This window comes from Rhizobium sp. GW821-FHT14E12 (assembly GCF_058803745.1).
Genome location: NZ_JBXAPH010000004.1, coordinates 44,866 through 68,919 on the forward strand (window position 1 = coordinate 44,866; position 24,054 = coordinate 68,919).

The 24,054-nt window shown below is 59.5% G+C and carries 21 protein-coding genes and 3 tRNA genes; 12 read left to right on the plus strand and 12 right to left on the minus strand.

From position 1 onward, the window contains the following. Nucleotides 1–290 precede the first annotated feature (290 nt). Complete coding sequence (locus AC1RO0_RS17090; protein ID WP_498594062.1) at nt 291–1,184, minus strand: NAD-dependent epimerase/dehydratase family protein; 894 nt, start codon at nt 1,182–1,184, stop codon at nt 291–293. A 136-nt stretch (nt 1,185–1,320) separates the two neighbouring features. On the opposite strand from AC1RO0_RS17090, the gene AC1RO0_RS17095 reads away from it, so the two are divergent. Continuing rightward, nucleotides 1,321–1,827, plus strand: coding sequence for a GrpB family protein (locus AC1RO0_RS17095; protein WP_498594063.1), 507 nt, complete (start codon nt 1,321–1,323; stop codon nt 1,825–1,827). A gap of 104 nt (nt 1,828–1,931) precedes the next feature. Here AC1RO0_RS17095 and tuf read toward each other — a convergent pair whose 3' ends face one another. Further along, on the minus strand, nt 1,932–3,107 hold the full coding sequence (tuf, locus tag AC1RO0_RS17100; protein WP_498594064.1) for an elongation factor Tu: 1,176 nt from the start codon (nt 3,105–3,107) through the stop codon (nt 1,932–1,934). 421 nt (nt 3,108–3,528) lie between these two features. After that, nucleotides 3,529–3,954, minus strand: coding sequence for a DUF3597 domain-containing protein (locus AC1RO0_RS17105; protein WP_498594065.1), 426 nt, complete (start codon nt 3,952–3,954; stop codon nt 3,529–3,531). A gap of 341 nt (nt 3,955–4,295) precedes the next feature. Between AC1RO0_RS17105 and AC1RO0_RS17110 the strand changes: the two genes are divergently transcribed. Continuing rightward, a complete protein-coding gene (locus AC1RO0_RS17110) occupies nt 4,296–4,517 on the plus strand; it encodes a hypothetical protein (protein WP_498594066.1) in 222 nt (73 codons plus the stop codon). A 249-nt stretch (nt 4,518–4,766) separates the two neighbouring features. On the opposite strand, the gene AC1RO0_RS17115 is transcribed toward AC1RO0_RS17110, so the two are convergent. Both AC1RO0_RS17115 and AC1RO0_RS17120 read right to left on the minus strand, forming a co-directional pair. Then, nucleotides 4,767–4,840 (minus strand) — tRNA-Gly (locus tag AC1RO0_RS17115). A 27-nt stretch (nt 4,841–4,867) separates the two neighbouring features. After that, a tRNA-Tyr gene (locus tag AC1RO0_RS17120) sits at nt 4,868–4,952 on the minus strand. Nucleotides 4,953–5,149: 197 nt separating this feature from the next. On the opposite strand from AC1RO0_RS17120, the gene rlmB reads away from it, so the two are divergent. The 3 genes from rlmB (at nt 5,150) to AC1RO0_RS17135 (ending at nt 7,701) form a co-directional block, all read left to right on the plus strand. Beyond that, the gene (gene rlmB / locus AC1RO0_RS17125) at nt 5,150–6,058 is read left to right on the plus strand and encodes a 23S rRNA (guanosine(2251)-2'-O)-methyltransferase RlmB (protein WP_498594067.1); all 909 of its coding nucleotides are present in this window, start codon (nt 5,150–5,152) and stop codon (nt 6,056–6,058) included. 40 nt (nt 6,059–6,098) lie between these two features. After that, the gene (locus AC1RO0_RS17130; protein WP_498594068.1) at nt 6,099–6,797 is read left to right on the plus strand and encodes a protease inhibitor Inh/omp19 family protein; all 699 of its coding nucleotides are present in this window, start codon (nt 6,099–6,101) and stop codon (nt 6,795–6,797) included. 109 nt (nt 6,798–6,906) lie between these two features. Then, nucleotides 6,907–7,701, plus strand: coding sequence for a class I SAM-dependent methyltransferase (locus AC1RO0_RS17135; protein WP_498594069.1), 795 nt, complete (start codon nt 6,907–6,909; stop codon nt 7,699–7,701). Nucleotides 7,702–7,712: 11 nt separating this feature from the next. On the opposite strand, the gene AC1RO0_RS17140 is transcribed toward AC1RO0_RS17135, so the two are convergent. The 3 genes from AC1RO0_RS17140 to AC1RO0_RS17150 form a co-directional block, all read right to left on the minus strand. After that, a complete protein-coding gene (locus tag AC1RO0_RS17140; protein WP_498594070.1) occupies nt 7,713–8,006 on the minus strand; it encodes a hypothetical protein in 294 nt (97 codons plus the stop codon). Nucleotides 8,007–8,124: 118 nt separating this feature from the next. Then, entirely contained in the window at nt 8,125–8,394 is a 270-nt protein-coding gene (locus tag AC1RO0_RS17145) for a hypothetical protein (protein ID WP_498594071.1), read from the minus strand. A gap of 149 nt (nt 8,395–8,543) precedes the next feature. Continuing rightward, nucleotides 8,544–8,619 (minus strand) — tRNA-Thr (locus AC1RO0_RS17150). Between the two features lie 170 nt (nt 8,620–8,789). Here AC1RO0_RS17150 and AC1RO0_RS17155 point away from each other — a divergent pair. Then, nucleotides 8,790–9,563: an NAD kinase gene (locus AC1RO0_RS17155; RefSeq protein WP_007691966.1), complete on the plus strand. Its 774-nt coding sequence runs from the start codon at nt 8,790–8,792 to the stop codon at nt 9,561–9,563. Nucleotides 9,564–9,655: 92 nt separating this feature from the next. Here AC1RO0_RS17155 and prfB read toward each other — a convergent pair. From prfB to AC1RO0_RS17170, 3 genes are all read right to left on the minus strand, one after another. Next, a protein-coding gene (prfB, locus tag AC1RO0_RS17160; protein ID WP_110924596.1) for a peptide chain release factor 2 occupies nt 9,656–10,787 on the minus strand; the annotation gives its coding sequence in 2 pieces (ribosomal slippage) (nt 9,656–10,717 and nt 10,719–10,787; 1,131 coding nt in all). A gap of 126 nt (nt 10,788–10,913) precedes the next feature. Continuing rightward, the gene (locus AC1RO0_RS17165; RefSeq protein WP_498594072.1) at nt 10,914–13,376 is read right to left on the minus strand and encodes a penicillin-binding protein 1A; all 2,463 of its coding nucleotides are present in this window, start codon (nt 13,374–13,376) and stop codon (nt 10,914–10,916) included. Between the two features lie 262 nt (nt 13,377–13,638). Then, nucleotides 13,639–14,838, minus strand: a complete 1,200-nt coding sequence (locus AC1RO0_RS17170; RefSeq protein ID WP_498594073.1) for an N-acetylmuramoyl-L-alanine amidase — start codon at nt 14,836–14,838, stop codon at nt 13,639–13,641. A 702-nt stretch (nt 14,839–15,540) separates the two neighbouring features. On the opposite strand from AC1RO0_RS17170, the gene AC1RO0_RS17175 reads away from it, so the two are divergent. Further along, nucleotides 15,541–18,417 carry an Rne/Rng family ribonuclease gene (locus AC1RO0_RS17175; protein WP_498594074.1) on the plus strand — a complete coding sequence of 959 codons (2,877 nt, stop codon included), beginning with the start codon at nt 15,541–15,543 and terminating at the stop codon, nt 18,415–18,417. A 323-nt stretch (nt 18,418–18,740) separates the two neighbouring features. On the opposite strand, the gene AC1RO0_RS17180 is transcribed toward AC1RO0_RS17175, so the two are convergent. Beyond that, nucleotides 18,741–19,898 carry a pyridoxal phosphate-dependent aminotransferase gene (locus tag AC1RO0_RS17180; protein WP_498594425.1) on the minus strand — a complete coding sequence of 386 codons (1,158 nt, stop codon included), beginning with the start codon at nt 19,896–19,898 and terminating at the stop codon, nt 18,741–18,743. Nucleotides 19,899–20,111: 213 nt separating this feature from the next. On the opposite strand from AC1RO0_RS17180, the gene AC1RO0_RS17185 reads away from it, so the two are divergent. The 5 genes from AC1RO0_RS17185 to aat all read left to right on the plus strand — a co-directional run bounded on the left by AC1RO0_RS17185 (nt 20,112) and on the right by aat (nt 24,010). Beyond that, the gene (locus AC1RO0_RS17185; protein ID WP_498594075.1) at nt 20,112–20,879 is read left to right on the plus strand and encodes a DsbA family protein; all 768 of its coding nucleotides are present in this window, start codon (nt 20,112–20,114) and stop codon (nt 20,877–20,879) included. 211 nt (nt 20,880–21,090) lie between these two features. Then, nucleotides 21,091–21,528: a type II 3-dehydroquinate dehydratase gene (gene aroQ / locus AC1RO0_RS17190; RefSeq protein WP_007691976.1), complete on the plus strand. Its 438-nt coding sequence runs from the start codon at nt 21,091–21,093 to the stop codon at nt 21,526–21,528. A 24-nt stretch (nt 21,529–21,552) separates the two neighbouring features. After that, complete coding sequence (gene accB, locus AC1RO0_RS17195) at nt 21,553–22,023, plus strand: acetyl-CoA carboxylase biotin carboxyl carrier protein (RefSeq protein ID WP_498594076.1); 471 nt, start codon at nt 21,553–21,555, stop codon at nt 22,021–22,023. Nucleotides 22,024–22,027: 4 nt separating this feature from the next. Further along, the gene (gene accC / locus AC1RO0_RS17200; protein ID WP_007691978.1) at nt 22,028–23,380 is read left to right on the plus strand and encodes an acetyl-CoA carboxylase biotin carboxylase subunit; all 1,353 of its coding nucleotides are present in this window, start codon (nt 22,028–22,030) and stop codon (nt 23,378–23,380) included. Between the two features lie 6 nt (nt 23,381–23,386). Then, nucleotides 23,387–24,010: a leucyl/phenylalanyl-tRNA--protein transferase gene (gene aat / locus AC1RO0_RS17205; RefSeq protein WP_498594077.1), complete on the plus strand. Its 624-nt coding sequence runs from the start codon at nt 23,387–23,389 to the stop codon at nt 24,008–24,010. Nucleotides 24,011–24,054: the final 44 nt, after the last annotated feature.

Below are 24,054 nucleotides of genomic sequence, written 5' to 3' on the forward strand. Positions count from 1 at the left end.
ACATCTTTCCGTCGCAGCGCAGATTGCGCTGCCGGACATCGTGCCGGCGCATGAGCCATCGCATGCCCACTCCGAACACCGATCGCGACTGTATCGTCAAATGCCATTGCAATTTCCCCGATACGCCTTGCGAACGCAAACCTACTTACTTCAACGCTGATATTTGTCGAGTGTTTGCGGAAGCATTTTTGGTTTTCAGCCGTAACAAATGGAGAGGCTACCCTCCCCTTTCCGTAGGTTCGACCGGACGCGATAGCCGCGCCCGGTATCGTCTCGCTGCCAGCGTCGCCTCAAACCTTCACGTATTGCCGCCAATCATGCTCTTCCTTGAAGCCGAGAACCTCGCGGATCTTGCGGTTGGAGAGCAGGCCCTCATACTCGCCGATCTCGCGGGTGAAGGGCACGTTCGGAAAGTGCTTGGCGGCGAGTTCCCGCGACGGCGTGTTGGCCGATACAGTATCATTGGCGGCATTGAAAACCTGGAAGCCGAGGCCGTTCTTTTCGATGCAGAGATGAACGATCTGGCCGAGATCGCGGGCGTCGATATAGCTCCAGGCGATGCGCTTGCGGATTTCGCTATCGGCGAAAAACTCCGGGAAGCGCTCATATTCATGCGGCTCGATGACGTTGCCGATGCGCAGCGCGTAGATGTCGATGCCGAAACGTTCGGCGAAGGCGCGGGCCGTCTTTTCGTTCAGGACCTTGGAGAGGCCATAGGAATCCATCGGATTGACATCATAATCCTCCTCCAGTGGAAACTGGTGGAAATCACGATGGCCCTCGGCGAAGCAGACCCCGTAGGTGGTCTCGCTGGAGGCGACGATGATCTTCTTGATGCCGAGCTTGGCCGCTGCCTCGATGACATTATAGGTGCTCATCGTGTTGATGCGGAAGGTTTCGTTATCCGGCTTTAAGAGGATGCGCGGCACGGCGGCGAAGTGCACCACGGCGTCATAGGGCTGCACACCCTTGCCCTGATCGAGATCGGGAAAATCACGATGCATGGTGAGGACGTTATAAACCTGTCCCGCATCGGTGACATCGGCCTGCAAATTGGTGACGCCGGGGCTATTCAGCGGCACGAGATCGATATTGTGGACCTCGTAGCCGGCTTCGATCAGCCAGGGAACCGTGTGACGCCCGGCCTTGCCGCTGCCGCCGGTGAACAAAATACGCTTCTTCATGAAATCTCCTCCTGGTAAAATCGAGCGATAGATAGACCGTTTCCGGCGTTTCGCAAGACGGGTGAAGCGGTCGGATTGTCTCAGCCGGCGGATTAGATATCCGTTGGCAGTGGTGGAACGTTCAAGGGTGAGGCGCATGCGTCCGATCAAGCTTGTCGACTACGATCCCGCATGGCCCGCCCTCTTCCGAAGCCGAAGTGAGGCGATCGCCACCCTGCTCGGCCATCCCGCGGATATCCATCATATCGGCAGCACATCCGTCCCCGGACTTTGCGCCAAGCCAAAGCTCGATATCGACGCCGTGCTCTCATCAAATGAAGCCAGGATCAACGCCACGGAACATCTCAAGAAGGATGGCTATGTCTTTCACGGCGATCCGTACGGAGCTGACAGATGGACGTTCACCAAGGATGAAACGCCCTACGGAACGAGGCTTTACCTGTCTCTACCCGGCAATCCCGCCCATCGTGATCGCATCCTCTTTCGCGATTACCTGCGTGCCCATCCTGAAATGGCCGAACACTATGCAACGCTGAAGAGACGGCTGGCCGAGGAAGCGGATGGCGATTGGGATCACTATACCGGCGGCAAGAGCGATTTCGTTGCCGACATCCTTCACCGAGCCCTCGCAAATCTGACGTAGTCCATCGAGGTCACCAGGTAGAAACCTGCCCCTCCTCCGTCCCAAAATGCGAAAGGCCCCGCTGTTTCCAGCGGGGCCTTCGTAATCAAGGAATAATCCGAGGATTACTCAACGATGCTGGCGACGATGCCGGCGCCGACGGTACGGCCGCCTTCACGGATCGCGAAGCGCAGCTTTTCTTCCATCGCGATCGGAACGATCAGCTCAACGGCAACAGTGATGTTGTCGCCTGGCATAACCATTTCCGTGCCTTCCGGAAGCGTAACGATGCCCGTAACGTCCGTCGTGCGGAAGTAGAACTGCGGACGGTAGTTCGTGAAGAACGGCGTATGACGGCCGCCTTCTTCCTTCGTCAGGATGTAGGCTTCGGCCATGAACTTCTTGTGCGGCTTCACAGAACCCGGCTTGCACAGGATCTGGCCACGCTCGACGCCGTCACGGTTAACACCGCGAACCAGCGCGCCGATGTTGTCGCCTGCCTGGCCCTGATCGAGCAGCTTGCGGAACATTTCAACGCCGGTAACCGTCGTCTTCGACGTCGGACGAATGCCGACGATCTCGACTTCTTCGCCAACCTTGACGATACCACGCTCGACGCGGCCCGTAACAACCGTACCACGGCCAGAGATCGAGAACACGTCTTCGATCGGCATCAGGAACGGCTGGTCGATCGGACGCTCTGGCGTCGGGATGTAGGCGTCAACAGCAGCCATCAGCTCGCGGATCGCGTCTTCGCCGATCTTCTTGTCCGAATCTTCAAGAGCAGCAAGTGCCGAACCCTTGATCACCGGGATATCGTCGCCCGGGAAGTCGTAGGACGACAGAAGTTCGCGAACTTCAAGCTCGACGAGCTCAAGAAGCTCGGCGTCGTCAACCTGGTCGACCTTGTTCAGGAACACAACGATCGCCGGAACGCCAACCTGGCGGGCGAGCAGGATGTGTTCGCGCGTCTGCGGCATCGGGCCGTCAGCTGCCGAGCAAACCAGGATCGCGCCGTCCATCTGTGCCGCACCCGTGATCATGTTCTTCACATAGTCAGCGTGGCCGGGGCAGTCGACGTGGGCGTAGTGACGAGCTGGCGTCTCATATTCAACGTGTGCCGTCGAAATCGTGATGCCGCGAGCCTTTTCTTCCGGTGCGGCGTCGATCTGGTCATACGCCTTGAACTCACCGAAGTACTTCGTGATCGCTGCCGTCAGAGACGTCTTGCCGTGGTCAACGTGGCCAATCGTGCCGATGTTAACGTGCGGCTTATTGCGCTCAAACTTACTCTTTGCCATTTGAATGCTTCCTGTGAACGTAAATGAGTGACCCCGGCGAACCGGTTTAGTGCCGCCGTTTAAGGCTTTCATCGCATTTGCGCAAGACTTAATTGCAGGCCCTGTTCTTGGCTAGGTATGGCCGATGACGGGCAGTGAGCGGCCCTCGGCACCGATTCGCCGTGAAGGTTTCGCCGGCCGATCCGGAAAGACATAAAAGCATTTGCCGGTTCAGCCGTTTAGATAGGGATGTCGAGGAAATAGTTCCAGATGCCGGGAGCAAGATCGCATCCGCATTTATCAAGCCGATGGCGCCGCGCCAACGCAAAGCGCCCTCTCCGATAAAGGGAAAGGGCGCTGAAAGTCGCGATCTCGGGGATCGCCTGTCTAGCGTAGACTTACGGCGCCGCTCCAGAAGCAGCGCGCCATAAGCCAGCTGCGATCAATCGAGCAGATCGGCCGGCACCTTGCCGCCATTGTCCGAAAGCTTCTTCAGCAGCGCCTTGTGCAGGAAGATGTTCATCTTGGCGGAATCGCCCGCATCGCCGGTATAGCCCAGCTCCTGGGCAAGCTCCTTGCGTTCCGTAAGGCTCGCATCCATCCCCAGCGCCTTCATCAGATCCACGATCGAATGTTTCCAATCGAGCTTCTGACCGCTCTTTTTCACGGCCGCGTCGAGGATCGAAGCGATATCCACAGGGGAAGCCGATGTCGTGGAGGCCGGCGCGGTTGCAGCTGGCGTCGTCGGCGCGGAAGATGAAGGTGCCGCGCCAGCAGTGGTAGTGGCGGTTGGCGTTGCCGTGGGAGAAACTTCGGCAGCCTTTGCCTCTCCCCAGATTGCATTCTTGATCTTGTCGAAGATACCCATGTGCACTCCCCCTTTTCGGTTGGCCCACAAATATCTACCGCTCATTAAAATATAAGCAACCCCTCACGTCAAAGATGCATAGCTGAATATCTTATGAACCACTGAAGATGCAGGAGGACCGGTTTTCGCAAGAGCAGCCAGTGGCGCCGGATTCATCCGCGTTGAAGCCACAGCGATGAATCTATGATGCGCCCTTGGGGTCAACCGCGGGCTATCTGTCCTGGATGCGGCGGATATCGCCCGGAGCCACGGCGGCGAAGATCCGCATTGCGATTACCACACTATCGACTTTGCAAACAGAACGTGCATTGATAGCGCATCGACCGTTTTGGAGATTTGAGATGGCATTAGCTCAACTGACAAGCGCGGACGCGAGCATTGGCACGATCTACGTGAACCCACATAATGTGGTGTACGTCGCAGCCGGACAGAAATACACCATTATCGCCACAACAGTGTCCAATCCGAACGGCGTGCCGCTTTTGCTGTATGTCGCTGATAGCGTCGAGCAGGTGAAGCAGAAGCTCAACGTCGCCATGGGCAAAATGCTCACTCCCGCTTGATAGCGGCGGATACCTTCGATCTTACCCGGGCGTCATCAATCGACGCGACCGACGGTGGCTGTCGTTGCCTAAAGGCTGGGAGCTCTATTTGAGCGACAAGGGCCAAGTCCCTGTCCAGGAATACGTTCCCATTGCTCAAAACGAACAAGGCCGCCGCCTGATCTAAACGTGTGCACTCAAGGCGAGAGCGTCGTCAAAAGTCGCAGCCGACATACGACGACACGTTATATAACCAATTGATTGAAAATCTGGAGCGGGTAGCGGGAATCGAACCCGCGTATTCAGCTTGGAAGGCTGCTGCTCTACCATTGAGCTATACCCGCGGCGGGTGGTCAAGATCCGGTCCGGAATGGTGGAGGGAGTTGGATTTGAACCAACGTAGGCTGAGCCAACGGATTTACAGTCCGTCCCCTTTAACCACTCGGGCATCCCTCCAGTATTCCGACTGGATCTTGCAACCAAGCTTGCTAGACCGGGCGTCGCCGCTTCGATCTGCGCCGCGTATATGACCGGCCCGTTTCCGTCTGTCAACACAAGGAATTGCCAAAAATGACGAAAAAATTTCAGCCTCGGGAAAAACCCGTGGATGAAAGAGGACTATGCGCTCCGAGGCGCTGCCGCTATAAAGCCGCATGAGCAAAGACAGAACCTCCGGCCCTTCAGGCCCAGAAAACACCGCCGACGACAAATCGGCCAAGGACACACACTACGCCACCCTGCGGCGGGCGCATCGCGACGCCAAGCGCGAGCGCGGCGAAATCCCGACGCCGGTGCCGCAGAAACGCAAACGGCCCGGCGCGGACGACTGGAAGCCGCCGGCGCTCACACCTGATCAGGTCTATCTCTATGGCCTGCATACGGTTCGCGCCGCCCTTGCCAATCCCGAGCGGAAAAATATCAAGCTGTCGACGACGCAGAATGCGCTGGTGCGGCTGGAGATTGGCCCGGTCGATGCGATTGGCATTCCCGTCGAGATCGTCTCGCCGCAGGATATCGACAAGGTGCTCGGTCCTGAAGCCATCCATCAGGGCGTGATGCTGGAGACCCGCCCCCTGCCCGTTCGCCGCCTTGAAGCGCTGAAAGACAGCCCGCTGCTGCTGGTGCTCGATCAGGTGACCGATCCCCACAATGTCGGCGCGATCATGCGCTCGGCCGTCGCCTTCGACGCCGCCGCCGTCATCACCACGCAGCGTCACAGCCCGACCGAATCAGGCGTGCTGGCGAAATCCGCCTCCGGCGCGCTGGAACTCATCCCTTATATACAGATCACCAACCTCGCAGACGCTCTCGGCGAGCTGCATCGCCTCGGTTTCGTCAGCATCGGCCTTGATTCGGAAGGACCAGCGCCGCTCGAAGGCACGTTTTCGGGCGAGAAGGTCGCTCTTGTCCTCGGTTCGGAGGGCAAGGGGCTGCGCCAGAAGACGCGGGAAACCGTGAATGCGCTGGCACGGCTCGACATGCCGGGCGCGATCAAGTCACTCAACGTCTCGAACGCGGCCGCCATCGCGCTTTATGCGGCACGGTCCTATCTGAAAAGCTAGCGGCACGACGCTGTCGCAGCAGATTTTGGGGGAATTTGCCTTGATCCATAGTTCTGGTCTCGCGGCGGCTTTTGCCGCCGTCATCCTCGCCACCGGCCAGCCGGCGCGTGCTGCCGATGACGAACTTGTACAGGCGCAGGCGGGCACCTGGCTGCTGGCGCCCGAGAATGGCGCCAAGGGCTGCCGCCTCACCTTCGAGACCGCGAAAACGGCTGGCGGCTATACCATCAGCGGCGCGGATGCCTGCGCAACCGCCCTGCCCGCGCTCGCCAAGGCAGCCGCCTGGAATTTCACCGACGATGGCTCGCTCACCATCAGCGATGCGGCGCAGAAGGTCCTGCTTCGCCTTCAGGAAGAGGAAGGCTCGCCCTGGGAAAGCGAAGGGAGCGACGCGATGTGGCTGCTGCCGGCGCTCGGCGATGTCGACCATGTCCCCACCACCGCAAGCCTGAGCGGCGTCTGGCAGGTCCGGCAGCCGGATGGAAAGGCCATGTGCGATGTTACGTTGACCAGCGAGACCGACAAGGATGGCACGCCGAAAATGTCACCGGGTGGCGACTGCCCGGCCAACATTGCCGATCTCAAGCTTTCCCTTTGGGCCATGGAAGGCTTTGGGCTGGTGCTGATGGGGGGCGACGGCTCCTCGCTCTCCTTCGACATGCAGCCGGACGGCAGCTTCAAGACATCCGACGAGGAAGAGGGAGACCCGATGCTGCTGGTGCGCAAGCAAGGCGGCTAAAAACCCGATATCCAGCTACGGGTTGAAATCCCCGCAATATGACTATCTAACATTAGATCAGCCTAAAACTGATTGAGATAAGACATATTGCAAAACAGGCGCAGCGTGCATGATTCCATCGAATATCCGTAAATTCATCTTCCACGATTTGCGAAGTGTTGAAGGATATATCGATCCGCCCGATGCCCTTGTTTACCTTTCCATCCTGGAGCGTCAACGCGAGCATGGATTGCAAGGCGGCGTCGCCGAGATCGGTGTTTATTTCGGCCGCTCCTATTTTCTCCTGAAAAAGATCACCTCGCCGGACGACCGCGTACTCGGCATCGATCTCTTCGACATCGGCGAAATGTCGAACGGCACCTCCGAACAATATCGCTCATTCCTACGGAATGGTGACCGTCTTGGCCTGCCGGTCGACAGAGATCTGCTCGTCGTCGGCGATAGCGCGGAACTGTCGCCAAAGGACGTATTCGACAAGGTCGGCAAGGTGCGCTTCTTCAGCATAGACGGCGGCCACACATTGGCGAATCTGCAGGCCGACTGCAGACTGGCACAACAGACGATCGCCGACCACGGCGTCATCGTCTTCGACGACACCTTCAATCCCGCCTGGCCGGAAGTGACTGTCGGTGTCGCCGATTTCCTGCGTAACAACGATCAGGGCTTTTCGGCCTTCTGTATGACGAAATACAAGACCTATGTCTGCCGGCGCGAATTTCACGATTTCTACCGCGCGGCGATCCTGCGGGCGCCGCATCTCAGAGCCTTCGAACGGGCTGAGACGCACTTCCTGGGATCCGACGCCATCCGCCTGCACAATCCCTTCGGTCGGCGCATTCTCTATGAGCTCATGACCCGCTCAGGCATGGGAGCGCTATCAGAGCGCGCCTACCGCTGCCATTAGAGCAGGCCTATTCAGCGAACTGCAATCGACTGCGGGCGCCAAGCTGATTGTTGCCATGGCGATCGCTGGGTGACCGGACAGCCATCCTGCAATTTCGCCCAGGAGGTGACGTTGAGGTTCATCTCGCACTGGGCAAGATAGCTCCGACCGCCCACAGTCATGCAGGTAACCTCGCCAATGGCATGCTGTTTTCCATCGCTGTTCTTGCAGTAGCAGTCCTGGCCGGCCAACGCCGGCGCACTTGCAATGACCGCGCCCGCGACGAGCGACAGTTCCAAGACGATATGCCTGAATGCGTTGCGCATGGCCGTTCCCTCGTCCGCAGTTGAGGGAGAAAGTGTATGCCCATTTCGGGCATTGTAAATACGCCCGCATCCGCACCGGATTCGCCCCAGAGAGGCCCGTCAGGCGCACGAGCCTCGGCTAGTGAACCGCCGGATCGGTATCGTCGAAGAACGTCTTGATACCATCGCGGGCGACCGTCGCCAGGAACTCGTCAAACGCCTCACGATCCGTCGCAAAGGGCTCTTCCCATTCGATCAGATCCTCGTCGGGCGTGATCACTTCCATCCGCCAGTCCTGCTCAGTACCTGCTGGACGAAAGATATCTACGAGCACGGTCATGCCGTCGTCGGTGAATTCACCGGAGAGTTCGGAATGTTCAAGTTTGGGCTTCTTGGGCTTACCGGTCATATTTTCACACCTAGCAAAAAGAGAATCGCATGTCGGCGATCATCGTGAATACCCAAAGGATGACACTTCCAATCATGCCGACGCAAATGCCTTCTCGCGCTGGGCGATCTGGCAGCCAACTCATGAGATCTTTCATCACTGGGAAAAAGTGGTGCCCCCGCCAGGGTTCGAACCCGGGACCCCCTGATTACAAATCAGGTGCTCTACCAACTGAGCTACAAGGGCACAACGGCATGCCAAGTAGCAGATTTTGATTTCCTGTAAAGAGGAAAATCGCCCATTCCGCTTGATCCGGTGGATCGGCCATCCCCTTGTGGATTCACCAGTCTTTGCGAAACGTCTTGTCGCATAGGGGGAATATCATTTACCTAGTATGACTGTTTAAAGGACGTTGCATGTCACGCGCTTTTCAATCTGTTTGTTTTCTCGCCTCGACCGCGCCGGAAGCCCAGGCCGCGCAAGAGGAACTGATTCGTCTTTACGGCCAGACGCCGCAGGCGAATGCCGATATTGTCGTGGCGCTCGGCGGCGACGGCTTCATGTTGCAGACGCTGCATACGACGATGAACTCCGGCAAGCGCGTCTATGGCATGAATCGCGGCTCCATCGGCTTCCTGATGAACGATTATCGCACGGAAAACCTGCTGGAGCGCATCGAGGCCGCCGTCGAGAACGCCTTTCATCCGCTGCAGATGACCACCCGCAATGCGGATGGCAGCAGCTGCGTTGCGCTCGCCATCAATGAGGTGTCGCTGTTTCGCCAGTCCTATCAGACGGCAAAGCTGAAGGTCGAGATCGACGGCCGGGTGCGCCTGCCGGAATTGATCTGTGATGGGCTGATGGTGACGACGCCGGCGGGCTCCACCGCCTATAATCTTTCCGCCCATGGCCCCATCCTGCCGCTGGAAGCGCCGCTGCTCGCCATGACGCCGGTCAGCGCCTTCCGCCCCCGCCGCTGGCGCGGCGCGCTTCTGCCGAACAAGGTCACGGTCGATATCACCGTGCTCGAAGCGGAAAAGCGCCCGGTCAACGCCGCAGCCGACAATACCGAGGTCAAATCGGTTGTCGGCGTCCGGATCACCCAGAGTGAGGACACGACAGCGCGCATCCTGTCCGATCCGGACAGGTCGTGGTCGGACCGGATCCTGGCGGAACAGTTTTCGGGTTGAGAATGACTTTGCCCACTGCCGTGACGGCATATCGCTAACCAACAAAAAAACCCCGTTTCCGGGGCTTTCTTTTATTCAGACAAATCCTGATCTCAGTCCACGTCATCCACAACGGCATCGGCTGCGCCGCTGATGCGGTGGGCGAGCGCTGCTTCCATGAACTCGTTGAGATCGCCGTCGAGCACGTCGTCCGGAGCGGTGCTGGTGACGCCGGTGCGCAGGTCCTTGACGAGCTGGTAGGGCTGCAGGACGTAGGAGCGGATCTGGTGGCCCCAGCCGATATCGGTCTTTGACGCAGCTTCGGCGTTGGCCGCCTCTTCCCGCTTCATCAACTCCGCTTCGTACATGCGGGCACGCAGCATGTCCCACGCCTTGGCGCGGTTCTTGTGCTGCGAGCGTTCCTGCTGGCACTGCACGACGATGCCGGTCGGGATGTGCGTGATACGCACGGCCGAATCGGTCGTATTGACGTGCTGGCCGCCGGCGCCGGACGAACGGTAAGTATCGATACGGCAATCGCCTTCGTTGATATCGATCTGGATCGAGTCGTCGACCACAGGATAGATCCAGATCGACGAGAAGGACGTATGACGGCGCGCGTTGCTGTCATAGGGCGAGATACGCACCAGGCGATGAACGCCCGATTCGGTCTTCAGCCAGCCATAGGCATTGTGGCCTTTGACCAGAAGCGTCGCGGACTTGATGCCGGCTTCTTCGCCGTCATGAACTTCCAGAAGCTCCACCTTGAAACGCTGGCGCTCGGCCCAGCGGGTGTACATGCGCAGCAGCATGTTCGCCCAGTCCTGGCTCTCCGTGCCGCCGGCGCCGGAATGGACTTCGACGTAAGTGTCGTTGCTGTCGGCTTCGCCCGACAACATGGCTTCCACCTGCCGTCGCGCAGCCTCGGTCTTCAGCGCCTTCAGCGCCTCTTCGGCCTCGCGGACGACGTCGGCATCGCCCTCTTCCTCGCCAAGCTCGATCAGCTCGACATTGTCGGCAACCTGCTGCTCAAGAGCGCGCACGCCGCTGATGCCGTCATCAAGCTGCTGGCGCTCGCGCATCAGCTTCTGGGCTTCGGTGGCATCGTTCCAGAGGTTCGGATCCTCTGACTTATTGTTCAACCAGTCCAGTCGTCTTACCGCCTGATCCCAGTCAAAGATGCCTCCTCAGCAGGCTTATGGCCTGCTTGGTTTCGTCGACAATTTTCTCGATTTCCGCTCGCATGTTCCTGCTTCTTTATTCGGCTGTTCGATGTGAACCGCTGTTCAATTCAAAGAGTGCTGGTGACATAGATACACATGCCGCGGCTGTAAAGCCCCGCGGCATGTTCATTGAACAAATCCGATGGGATCAGAAGAGGCCGCCAGAACCGGAGGTGACCGCCTGATTGGCCTGCGGCGAGGTTCTGAGAATCTCCTCGGGCGCGACCTGTGCCGAAGCATCGCCGCCGCCAATGACCGTGAAGGTCGTGGCTGGGCCGGTGCCGGGCTTGAAGGCTTCCATGATGGCATTCGGATCGCCGGGCTGAGCCGCCATGCCGGTTCCGCGATTGACCGCCGTGATCGTCATGCCCGCCGGAACCTGGAACTTCTGCGGCGGCTGCCCCTGGGTGGCGGCCTGCATGAATTCGTTGAAGATCGGCGCGGCGAGCGAACCGCCGGTTCCGCCACGGCCGAGCGTGCTCGGCGTATCGTAGCCGATATAGAGGCCCGCAACGAGGCTCGGTGTGTAACCAACGAACCAGGCGTCCTTCTCGTCATTGGTCGTGCCGGTCTTGCCGGCGACGTCGGTGTTCAGCTTGATCTTGCCGGCGGCCGTGCCGCGAAGGATCACGCCCTGCATCATCGACGTGACCTGATAGGCCGTCATCGGGTCGAGTACCTGTTCGCGATTGTCGGCGATCACGGGCTCGTCCTGGTTTTTCCATTCGCTGACATTGCAGGCCTCGCAGACGCGCTCTTCATGCTTGAAGATGGTGGCGCCATAGCGGTCCTGAATGCGGTCGATCAATGTCGGCTTGATCTGCTTGCCGCCATTGGCAATGACCGAATAGGCCGAAACCATGCGCAGCACCGTCGTTTCGCCGGCGCCAAGCGACATGGCAAGCACCGGATTCATGCGGTCGTAGATACCGAAGCGATTGGCGTATTCGGCAACCAGCGGCATGCCCATGTCGGCGGCGAGGCGCACGGTCATCAGGTTGCGCGAATGCTCGATGGCAAAGCGAAGCGTATGGGCACCACCGCCCTCGCCTTCATAGTTTGTCGGTTTCCAAACATCGCCATTGCTGAGGGTGATCTGCAAGGGATCATCGAGAATGACCGAAGCCGGCGTGTAGCCGTTGTCCATGGCCGCGGCATAGACGAAAGGCTTGAAGGACGAGCCGGGCTGGCGCTTGGCCTGGGTGGCGCGGTTGAATTCGGATTGCGCGTAGGAGAAGCCGCCGACCATGGCGAGCACGCGGCCGGTATGCGGATCCATCGCGACGAGACCACCCTGCACTTTCGGCGGCTGGCGCAGGCGATAGGTGCTGGAATCCGCGCCGCCGGTCTTCTGGGCGAAGATCACATCGCCGGGGCTGAGCACGCCGCTCGGCGATTTCACCGTCTTGCCGCCCGCCAGGCGGAACGCCCAACGCATATCGGCGGCAGCTATGACACCACGCTTGCGCTCGGTTGCAACCCTGCCGGCGGCATCGACGCTCGGCTGCAGGCCGATATCAACCGCCTGGTCGGATACGGAAAGCACCACGGCAAGCTGCCACTCGGGAACATCACTCAAAGTCGGAATTTTGGCAAGCTCCGGACCCCAATCCTGCGACGTGGCGATCTGCTTGATCGGTCCATGGAAGCCACGGCGCTCGTCATAGTCGATGAGGCCGTCCTGCAGCGCCTTGCGCGCTTCAAGCTGCAATTGCGGATCAAACGAGGTACGCACGGAAAGACCGCCCTCATAGAGAGCCTTCTCGCCATATTGATCGATCAACTGCCGGCGAACTTCCTCGGCAAAGAAATCCGAGGCGGCAAGCGACGGCCCATTCTTCGGCGGAACGACGCCGAGAGACTGCTTCTTGGCCTCTTCCCCATCGCTCTGGCTGACATAGCCATTCTCGACCATGCGGTCGATCACCCAGTTGCGGCGGGTCATCGCAGCTTCCGGATGGCGGAAAGGATTGTAGTTGGCCGGACCCTTGGGCAGCGAGGCGAGATAGGCCGAATCGGCAATGGTCAGTTCGTTGACCGACTTGTCGAAATAGGTAAGCGCCGCACCGGCGATGCCATAGGAATTGAGGCCGAAATAGATCTCGTTGAGATAGAGCTCTAGGATCTTGTCCTTGCTGTAGGCCTGCTCGATGCGGAAGGACAGGATCGCTTCCTTGAGCTTGCGGTCAAAGGTCTGGTCAGCCGAAAGCAGGAAGTTCTTGGCAACCTGCTGCGTGATGGTCGATGCGCCGACAAAGCGGCGGCCGGAACCGATATTCTGCAGGTTGACGGCGATGGCGCGCATCAGGCCACCGACATCGACGCCGGGATGATTGTAGAAATTCTTGTCTTCGGCCGAGAGGAAGGCAGCCTTGAGGCGATCGGGAATGGCCTGGATCGGGATAAACAGCCGATTTTCGCGAGAATATTCCTTCATCAGCGCGCCGTTGCCCGCGTGGATGCGCGTCGTTACCGGCGGCGCGTACTTCGCCAGGACCTCGTAGTCCGGCAGATCCTTGGAGACGACGCTCAGATAAATAGCCGCCGCGGCCGCAACACCCAGGAACAGGATGCAGCCCAGTCCAAAGAAATATCCTATCAGTCTGACCATATGATGCTACCGGTGCTTCTTCTTCATGCGGCACATATGCGAAACCATCGCATATTTACGGGCGTTTTGCACGCTGACGGTGTTAATGCAAGACGACAACAACACAAAGCCGTGCATGCCGTCCGTGGGCGAACGATACTTCGCTGTAACGGCGGGAATGTGAGCAAAATAGGGCTCCTGCCGGTATTTGCCATTTCATCCAGGCCTATTAGCAGCGGCTGTTACATGGAAGACACGAACGGCGCCCGCCGTCCATACCCTTTTAGCCGCCATTCGCAACGATAGAAGCGCGGTATTGTTTAACCGCATTGGTCAACTGCCCCACCAGCTTCTGCCGCCAATCGGGATCGAGCAGCAACTTCTCGTCGTCCTTGTTCGACAGGAAACCCAGTTCAAGCAGAATGGAAGGCACGTCCGGCGCCTGCAATACGCGGAATCCGGCGTGACGATGCGGATTGTTGATCATGGCGATCTGGCCGTTGAAGGAGGTCAGCACGTCCTGCGCGAGCGATATCGAAAAAGCCTGCGTCTCGCGCCGGGTCAGATCCATGAGGATGTCAGCGACGGCGGCGGGCTGGGCCTGTGTCTCGGCACCGGCGAGCTGATCGGAATTATTCTCGCGGTCTGCCACTTCGCTGGCGAGCTTGTCGGAGGCCTTGTCGGAAATGGTGTAGACGGTCGCGCCCCGAATATCCTTCTGCTTCAACGTATCGGCATGCAGCGATATGAAGAGCGAGGCGTGGTTTTGCCGGGCGATGGTCACCCGTTGCGATAGCGACAGATATTCGTCCTTGTCGCGCGTGAGGAAAGCCTTGATGCCGGGCTGGGCATTCAGTCTGTCGGCCAGAAGCTTGGCATAGGCGAGCGTGATTTCCTTTTCCTGTGTGACGCCATCGCTGGCAGTCGCGCCTGTATCTATACCGCCGTGGCCGGCATCGACGGCCACGAGGAAGGTGCCCGGATCGGGTTTTTCCATTGGCGCCACCGGGCCGACATCCTTGGCGGTATCATCACTGGTCCAGCTCTGCTGCTTGACGAGCTCCGCGAATTGGGCGGCAGGCAGCATCTCCGCATCGAGCACGAGGCGATGCCCCTTGCCATTTTCGTCGGGCTGCACCTTGGCCATGACCAGCTTTACGGGCTTGGTTGCCGTCAGCACGATGCGGGCGCTGTCCTGATCCATGGTGCCGTAGCGGATATCCTTGAAAAGACCGGTCGGCTTCAGATTGGCAGCCGGAAAGCCGAAGGCGGTTGCCGGGAGGTCAACGACGACGCGAACGGGGTTGTCGAGATAATGGACGGAAAAGGCTGGCTCGCGGTCCATGTCGATGACGATGCGGGTACGGGCGTCATCACCGGCAATGCGGGCACCATAGGCAAGTACGGGATCGGCGGCGGCCTCAGCCCTACCAAGCGGCGAAACAATTGAAAGAGCCGTCACGGCGAGAGCCGCTATTGCCATTCGCAACACCCTCACGCCACTCTCCGTCCCATGCCGCAATCCCTTTGCCAACTGCCCGCCGCGCCCCATATTGATTCCGATGTCGTTTTTGAAGTCCCAAAAGGACGGGAAAGCCATCGATGGCACGATAGTCTTTGATATGACGGCACGCCGGATGAAGAATCGAAAACGCGGCCCTCGGACCTTCATCATCTGACGAATCCATCAATATTATGGCATACTTGGCTTTCCCCTTGCTATTGTGACAGATAAAACATACAACGCATATTAGGGTATAAGTGTTGACGGGATAGAGTCCGCCGCAAAGGCAGCCGCCTCAGAGTACTAGGCGCCATCCGCGGCCGTCATCCGCCGTCTCCAGTGCTTCTACCCCCATACTGGATATCTGGATTTCCGGTTTTGCGCGGGAAATTCATCGGTGGAGAGCCACCAAACGCTCTTTAGAGAGCACATTCATCGGACCCGATCTTGGGTCTAAGGCATTGTCGATCTCGCTTGGTTACGGATGTTACCGCAGCAGCTTTCTCAAGAAGTGAACAGACCCCGGGGAACTAACGTCCCGGTTGCCGTCTGGCTGTTGTCATCGCAAAACAACCAATCGCGACTTTCATTATCCGGTGCAGCAGTGATGGATTGCATCCAGCCTGTCTCAATGACAGGCCGGACCCTTTCCGCATGCCGGCGCCGAGGAGCACAACTTTCATGGCAGACAAAATGCTTATCGACGCGTCTCACGAGGAAGAGACGCGCGTCGTTGTCGTTCGCGGGAACCGCATAGAAGAATTTGACTTCGAGTCGCAGCACAAGAAGCAAATCCGCGGCAACATCTATCTCGCCAAGGTAACCAGGGTAGAACCCTCGCTACAGGCCGCTTTCGTGGATTACGGCGGCAACCGGCACGGCTTCCTGGCCTTTGCCGAAATCCATCCCGACTATTACCAGATCCCGCTCGCTGACCGGCAGGCGCTCTTGAGGGCGGAAGCCGAAGAGCATCGCCGCGACGACGATGTCGAGCATGTCGAAACGGCGCTCGACCTTTCGCAGCAGGACCAGCCGGATATCGGCATCGTCCAGAAGGATGAAGCCCCAGCCGCCATCGCGGAAGAGGCCCCTGCCCTCGAGGCAGCCGCTCCTACCGAGGAAGCGGAAGCTCCGGTCAAGAAGGCCAAGCCGCGCCGCAGCCGCAAGAAGGTGGTCGCGGAAGCTCCCGCCGACGAAGCACCCGTAGCCGAGGCAAAGGTCGACGCACCCGGCGAAGACGAGGAAGACCCCTCCGGCTCAATGGCCGCGATGGTTGAAACCGATTCGATCTCCGAAGACGTCGACGTTTCCAAGCGTCGTCATGACGATGACGACGATGATGATCACGACCATGAAGAGGAAGTGATCGAATCCGTCGGCGCCGAAGACGCGATGGAAGAGGTTCCGGATCGTGTGCAGCGCAAGCCGCGCAAGCAATATCGCATCCAGGAAGTCATCAAGCGCCGGCAAATCCTGCTGGTGCAGGTTGCCAAGGAAGAGCGCGGCAACAAGGGCGCAGCTCTCACCACCTATCTCTCGCTTGCCGGCCGCTATTCGGTTCTGATGCCGAACACCGCACGCGGCGGCGGCATCTCCCGCAAGATCACCAATCCGCAGGACCGCAAGCGTCTCAAGGAAATCGCAAAGATGCTCGAAGTGCCGCTAGGCATGGGCGTCATCCTGCGTACCGCCGGCGCCAATCGCACCAAGGTCGAGGTCAAGCGCGACTTCGAATATCTGATGCGCCTGTGGGAAAATGTCCGGACGCTGACGCTCGCTTCGACCGCTCCCTGCCTCGTCTATGAAGAAGGCAGCCTGATCAAGCGCTCGATCCGCGACCTCTACAATAAGGACATCAGCGAAGTCATCGTCTCCGGCGAGGAAGGCTATCGTGAAGCGAAAGACTTCATGAAGATGCTGATGCCGAGCCACGCCAAGGTGGTTCAGCCCTATCGCGATATCCATCCGATCTTCTCGCGCTCCGGCATCGAGGCGCAGCTTGACCGCATGCTGCAGCCGCAGGTCACGCTGAAGTCCGGCGGCTACCTGATCATGAACCAGACGGAAGCGCTGGTTTCGATCGACGTCAACTCCGGCCGCTCGACCCGCGAACATTCGATCGAGGACACGGCGCTTCAGACCAACCTTGAAGCCGCCGACGAAGTGGCCCGCCAGCTTCGCCTGCGCGACCTTGCAGGCCTTGTTGTCATCGACTTCATCGACATGGAAGAGAAGCGCAACAACCGCGCTGTCGAGAAGAAGCTGAAGGAATGCCTGAAGAACGACCGCGCCCGCATCCAGGTCGGCCGCATCTCGCATTTCGGCCTTTTGGAAATGTCGCGCCAGCGTATCCGCGCATCGGTTCTGGAAAGCACCACGCAGGTCTGCTCACATTGCGGCGGCTCCGGCCATGTACGCTCGCAGTCCTCGGTCGCGCTGCATGTTCTGCGTGGGATCGAGGAGTATCTGCTCAAGAACACCACGCACGACATCACCGTCCGCACGACGCCTGAAATCGCGCTTTACCTGCTCAACCACAAGCGCCAGACGATCGTCGATTATGAAAGCCGCTTCGGCGTTGCCATCATCATCGGCGCTGACAATGCCGTCGGTGCGCAGCATTTCGCAATCGATCGCGGCGAGCCGGTGGAAAATCCGGTGAAGATCGAAACCCTGTTCAACTTCGCCGCCATTCCGGAAGACGATGACGACGATATCGTCATCGAGGCCGATGAGGACGAAGACGAAGAACTGGAAGAAAAGGCAGCCAGCGTCGAGCAGACGCCTGTTGCCCGGTCTTCCGAGAGTAATGACGGCAATCGCAAGCGCAAGCGCCGCCGCCGTCGTCGCGGTGGTCGCGGCAACGAAGTCCAGACAGCCTCCCAGCCCGGAGACACCTCCGCCGAAGACGGCGATGAGGATGGAGACGAAGGCGACGAGGACGATAACAACGAGAACAGTGAAATCTCGGCCGTTTCCGGCAGTGATGAAGACGCTCAGCAGAAGCGCAAGCGTCGCCGTCGCGGCAAGCGTGGCGGTCGTCGCAATCGCGATGGTGAAGGCAATGAATTGGCTGCCGGCGAGGAATCCGGTTCCGACGAAGGCGCTGACGCTGAGGATGACGGCGAAAACGATGTCGCTGTGACAGTCGCCGAAATCGTCATTGCCGAAGGCGAAGCCGCCGTCGAAAGCCAGCCGGCCATGGCCGCTGTTGAGACGGCATCCACCGTCACCGAAGACGTAAAGCCCGCCAAGAGCCGCAGCCGTCGCAAGCCGAAGGCGGAAACTTCGCCTGTGGAAGCCCCGGTTGTCGAAGCAACGACTGTCGCTGACACCGAAGCCGAAACGGTTGCCGAAGTCGCAGTTGCTCTCGACACCCCGGCCGAACCGGTCGTGGCAGCGGAACCAGAAGCCGCCAAGCCGGCGCGCGCCAACCGCGAATCGAATGTCTCGTCCTCCTCCGAGCCGGTGGTCAAATCCACCCGCACCAACGAGGGCACCGACAGCGACGGCAAGCCGAAGAAGGCTGGCTGGTGGCAGCGCCGTGGTTTCTTCTGAACACTGCTGTTCGGAACGAATTAAAAAACCGGCCGTGGTGACACGGCCGGTTTTTTTGTTTTGAACGATTGTTCTTTTCCCAAAACCACCCTCGCCCTTCGACAGGCTCAGGGTGAGGGCTAGCCCTTCAAGCTCGGGGACTGCTGATCTTCAAGCTTGGAAGTGGAGCTCATTTTGGACAGGCCAGAACAGTCTCCCCGCCTCACCCTGAACTTGTCGAAGGGCGATGCGGCCCGATTAGCGGGCCTCCCGCTCCTCACAATTTGATTCAAGAACTTCCTGAAATACCTTCAAAACCCATCGCAAGTAGCTGATATAGGATTCTATTTCAGCCAGGCAGCCATGCGCTCGACGGCTTCCTCGATCTCCGCATTCGAGCCGGCATAGGATAGGCGCATCGCGCGGTGTCCCTCGATCGGATCGAAGTCGAGGCCGGGCGTGGCGGCGACATTGATGTCTGCCAGCATCTTTCGGGCGAAGGCCATGCTGTCGTTGGTGAACCTGGTTACGTCGACATAGGCGTAGAAGGCGCCGTCCATCGGCGAGGCGATGGAGAAGCCGATTTCGGGCAGGCGCCGCATCAGGAAATCGCGGTTGCGGCGATAGGTTTCGCGATAGGTGTCCAGTTCGGCCCCTGCCCCGAGCGCTGCCGTGGCGGCAATCTGCGACAGTTCCGGTGCCGAGATATAAAGGCTTTGGGCGACGCGCTCAACGGGGCGCACCAGCCGCTCCGGCAGCACCATCCAGCCGATGCGCCAGCCGGTCATGCAATAATATTTCGAGAAGGAATTGATGACGATCGCCTCGTCCGTCAGTTCCAGCGCACTCGTCTCCTCGCCAACGAAGGTCAGGCCGTGATAGATCTCGTCGGAGATGAAGGCGATCGAGCGATCGGCGCAATAATCGGCGAGCGCCTTCAGCGCCGCCCTGCCCGTCACCGTACCGGTCGGATTGGCGGGGCTTGCAAGCAGCACGCCCTTCAACCGCTTGCCGCTTGCCACTTGCGCCGCCTCCAGGCTCTCCGGCGTCAGCGTGAAATGCGTTTCGGCCGTGACAGGCACCTCGACGACATCAAGCCCGAGGGCGGCAAGGATATTGCGGTAAGCCGGGTAGCCGGGCCGGGCAATGGCGACACTATCGCCGGGGTCGAACAGCGTCAGGAAAGCGAGATTGAAGCCGGCCGAGGAACCGGTGGTGATGGCGATCCGCGCGGGATCGATCTCCAGCCCATGCCGTGTCCGGTAATGGCCGGCGAGCGCCCGCTTCAGCGCCAAGGTGCCGAGCGCATCGGTATAGCCGATGCGGCCGTGATCGAGCGCCGTGCGGGCCGCCGCAAGCGCTGCCTGGGGTGTCGGATGAGACGGCTGGCCGACGGCCATGGAAATGACCGCATGTCCCGCCTGCCGTCGCCGCGTCGCCTCCGCCAGCACGTCCATGGCATGGAAGGGTTCGACATCGCTGCGTTTGGATAGGGAAAACAAGGTCAATTCTCTCTTCTTATCGGATTCGCGTGTGACAATTGCCGCAATATCGGCGTGTTCACAATCCCGCGATTGATGCTTCGCCGTGAAAATTCCTGTTTCTGGAAATAAGCATGCACCGTAAATTGCCGATACCTATTTGCGGACTTTAACCTGCCGGTGCTATGTCGCACGCGACGATGAAGTCTTAGCATCGACTCAAACGAGGACCCAATGACCCTTTTTTCCAAAACTCTGCTGACGGTTTCGGCGGTCGCCATTGCCGCATCGCTCGCCTTCGTCCAGCCCGCCGCAGCGCTGGATGATCAGCAGAAGAAGGAGTTTGGGGAGTTCATCAAGGAATACCTCGTCGAGCATCCGGAAGTCCTTCTGGATGCGCAGGCGGCGCTTGAGAAGAAGCAGGATGCGGCGCGCCTTGCCCAGTCCGCCCAGGCGGTCACCCAGAACAAGGATGCCATCTTCAACTCCAAGAACGATGTCTCGATCGGCAATCCGAAGGGCGACATCACCGTCGTCGAGTTCTTCGACTATAATTGCACCTATTGCCGCCATGCTCTCGGCGATATGGAAACCCTGCTGAAGCAGGACACGAATGTGCGCTTCGTGCTCAAGGAATTCCCGATCCTCGGACCGGATTCCGTTGCGGCATCAAGGGTCTCCGATGCTTTCCGCAAGCTGGCGCCTGAGAAGTACGCCGCCTTCCATCGCGCCCTGCTTGGCAGCGATGGCCGCGCTTCGGAAGACAGCGCCATCGAAGTCGCGGGTTCGCTCGGCGTCAGCGAAGCGGCGATCCGCGCCGAGATGGCCAAGAGCCCGAACACCGATTCGGTCAAGGCCACCTACCAGCTTGCCACCGATCTCAACGTCACCGGCACGCCAGCCTATGTCATCGGCAACGAGACGATCTCGGGCGCTATCGGCCTCGAGGCCATCCAGCAGAAGATCGCCAATGTCCGCAGTTGCGGCAAGACCACCTGCTGAACCAAAGGGCCTGACCATCCCGAGCGGCCTCAGTCGGGCAGCATGCTGAAAGGCGCTCGAGCCTTCATGAAAACGAACCGCTTCCGAATTGAGCGCAAAATCGCCAAAATCGGGGCGTTTCCACATCAGACATGCACACCCTCTTATCTGGGGGCTTTCCTCTAGGCCCTCGGGAGTCTATAGGTTGCGCTGCACTTTGACGGAACCTCTGATGGCGCAAACCATTTTCGTCCTGAACGGACCCAATTTGAATGCCCTTGGCAAGCGCGAGCCGGGCATCTATGGCGGCAAGACACTCAAGGATATCGAAGCCGATTGTAAGTCCGTGGGCGAAAGCCTGGGCTTCGTCATCGATTTCCGCCAGAGCAATCATGAAGGCGTGCTGGTCGACTGGATGCACGAAGCCGGCGACACTGCCGTCGGCGTCGCGATCAATCCCGGAGCCTATGGCCACACGTCCATCGCGCTTCATGATGCAATCCGCGCCATCTCGGTTCCGGTGGTGGAGGTTCATATTTCCAACATCCACGCACGCGAAGAATTCCGGCACAAATCGATGATCGCGCCCGCCGCCAAGGGCATGATCTGCGGTTTCGGGCCTCACAGTTACATCCTGGCGCTGCACGCGCTGAAATCCATCACACAATGACAAGAATTACAGGGCACAAGATCCATGGCTGAAAAGAAAACGGGTATCGACCAGGCGCTGATCCGCGACCTCGCCAATATTCTCAATGAAACCGATCTGACCGAGATCGAAGTCGAGCAGGAAGATCTGCGTATCCGCGTCTCCCGCGCTGGCACGACGCAATACGTTCAGGCGCCGATCGCAGGCCCGGCCTATGCCGCAGCGGCTCCCGCTGCCGCACCGGCAGCAGCTGCTGCTCCCGCCGGCAAGGTGCGCAACCCGGACAGCGTCATCAGCGCTCCGATGGTCGGCACCGTCTACCTGGCGTCCGCGCCGGGTGCAGCCGCCTTCATCCAGGTCGGCTCCGTCGTCAAGGAAGGCCAGACGCTGCTGATCATCGAAGCGATGAAGACGATGAACCAGATCCCCGCGCCCAAGTCCGGAACCGTGACCGAAATCCTCATCAAGGATGGAAGCCCGGTAGAATACGGCGAAGCCCTGGTGGTCATCGAGTAAGCCCATGCCCATGATTTCGAAGATACTCATAGCCAATCGCGGAGAGATCGCCCTTCGGGTGCTGCGCGCCTGCAAGGAGCTTGGCATCGCGACCGTTGCCGTGCACTCGACAGCCGACGCCGACGCGATGCATGTGCGTCTGGCGGATGAAAGCGTGTGCATCGGCCCACCGCCGTCACGCGAGAGCTATCTCAACATCCATCAGATCGTTGCCGCCTGCGAGATCACCGGCGCCGACGCCGTACATCCGGGCTATGGGTTCCTGTCGGAGAACGCCAAGTTCGCCGACATCCTCGATGCACATGGGATCACCTTCATCGGCCCGACGGCGGACCATATCCGCATCATGGGCGATAAGATCACCGCCAAGACGACCGCGCAGCAGCTCGGCATTCCCGTCGTTCCCGGTTCGGACGGCGAAGTGAAGACCGAAGAGGAAGCGCTGAAGACGGCGAAGGAAATCGGCTATCCCGTGCTGATCAAGGCCACCGCCGGCGGCGGCGGTCGTGGCATGAAGGTTGCCCGCACGGAAGCGGACGTCCTTGAAGCCTGGTCGACGGCGCGTACCGAGGCGGCTGCCGCCTTCGGCAACGAATCCGTCTACATGGAAAAATACCTCGGCAAGCCGCGCCACATCGAAATCCAGGTGTTCGGCGACGGCGAAGGCAATGCCATCCATCTCGGCGAACGCGACTGCTCGCTGCAGCGCCGCCACCAGAAGGTCTGGGAAGAAGCCAACTCGCCGGCGCTCAACGTCGAGCAGCGCATGAAAATCGGTCAGATCTGCGCCGACGCCATGATGAAGCTGAAGTATCGCGGCGCCGGTACGATCGAATTCCTCTACGAAAACGGCGAGTTCTATTTCATCGAAATGAACACCCGCCTGCAGGTGGAGCATCCGGTCACGGAAGCGATCACCGGCATCGATCTTGTGCACGAACAGATCCGCGTCGCCTCCGGCGGCGGTCTGTCGGTGACACAGGACGAAGTGCATTTCCATGGTCATGCCATCGAATGCCGCATCAATGCCGAGGACGCGCGCACCTTCGTACCCTCCCCCGGCACGATCACGCATTTCCACGCCCCCGGCGGTCTTGGCGTGCGTATCGATTCGGGCGCCTATCAGGGCTACAAAATCCCGCCCTACTACGACAGCCTCATCGGCAAGCTGATCGTGCACGGCCGCACCCGCGTCGAATGCATGATGCGCCTGCGCCGCGCGCTGGACGAATTCGTGGTCGATGGGATCAAGACCACCCTGCCGCTGTTCCAGGATCTGGTTTCCAATCAGGATATCGCCAATGGCGATTACGATATCCATTGGCTGGAAGACTACCTGGCGAAGACCTCGGTCTAAGCGCCCATGGCACGGCCGCGCGGCAGAAATCCCGGCATTACTCCGGAAATTCTGCTGCGCGCCTATTCCATCGGGCTCTTCCCGATGGCGGAATCGGCCGATGACCCGGAAATCTTCTGGGTCGAGCCGGAATTGCGCGGCATCCTGCCGCTCGGCGCCTTCCATATTTCGAAAAGCCTGGCGAAGACCATCCGGCAAAAACCCTTCGATATCCGCTTCAATGCGGATTTCGACGCCGTCATCGCCGCCTGCGCCGAGCAGACCAGCGGCCGGCCCAGCACCTGGATCAACAAGACGATCCGAGCGCTCTATTCGACCCTCCACCATATCGGCCACGCCCATTCCGTCGAGGCATGGGACGGCGACATGCTGGTCGGGGGATTGTACGGTGTATCGCTCGGTTCGGCCTTCTTCGGCGAGAGCATGTTCTCACGCCGCACGGACGCCTCGAAGATCTGCCTGGTGCATCTGGTCGAACGACTGAGAGAGCGGGGCTTCACCCTGCTCGACACTCAGTTCACCACTGAGCACCTAAAGACATTCGGCGCGATCGACATGCCGAAGGACGAATATGCCCGGATGCTGGAAAAGGCGATGGAATCGCCCAATTTGAGCTTCTCCGGCAGTTAAGAATCCTCATCTCAGCATTGATTTAATTCATCAGTCCGCTACTT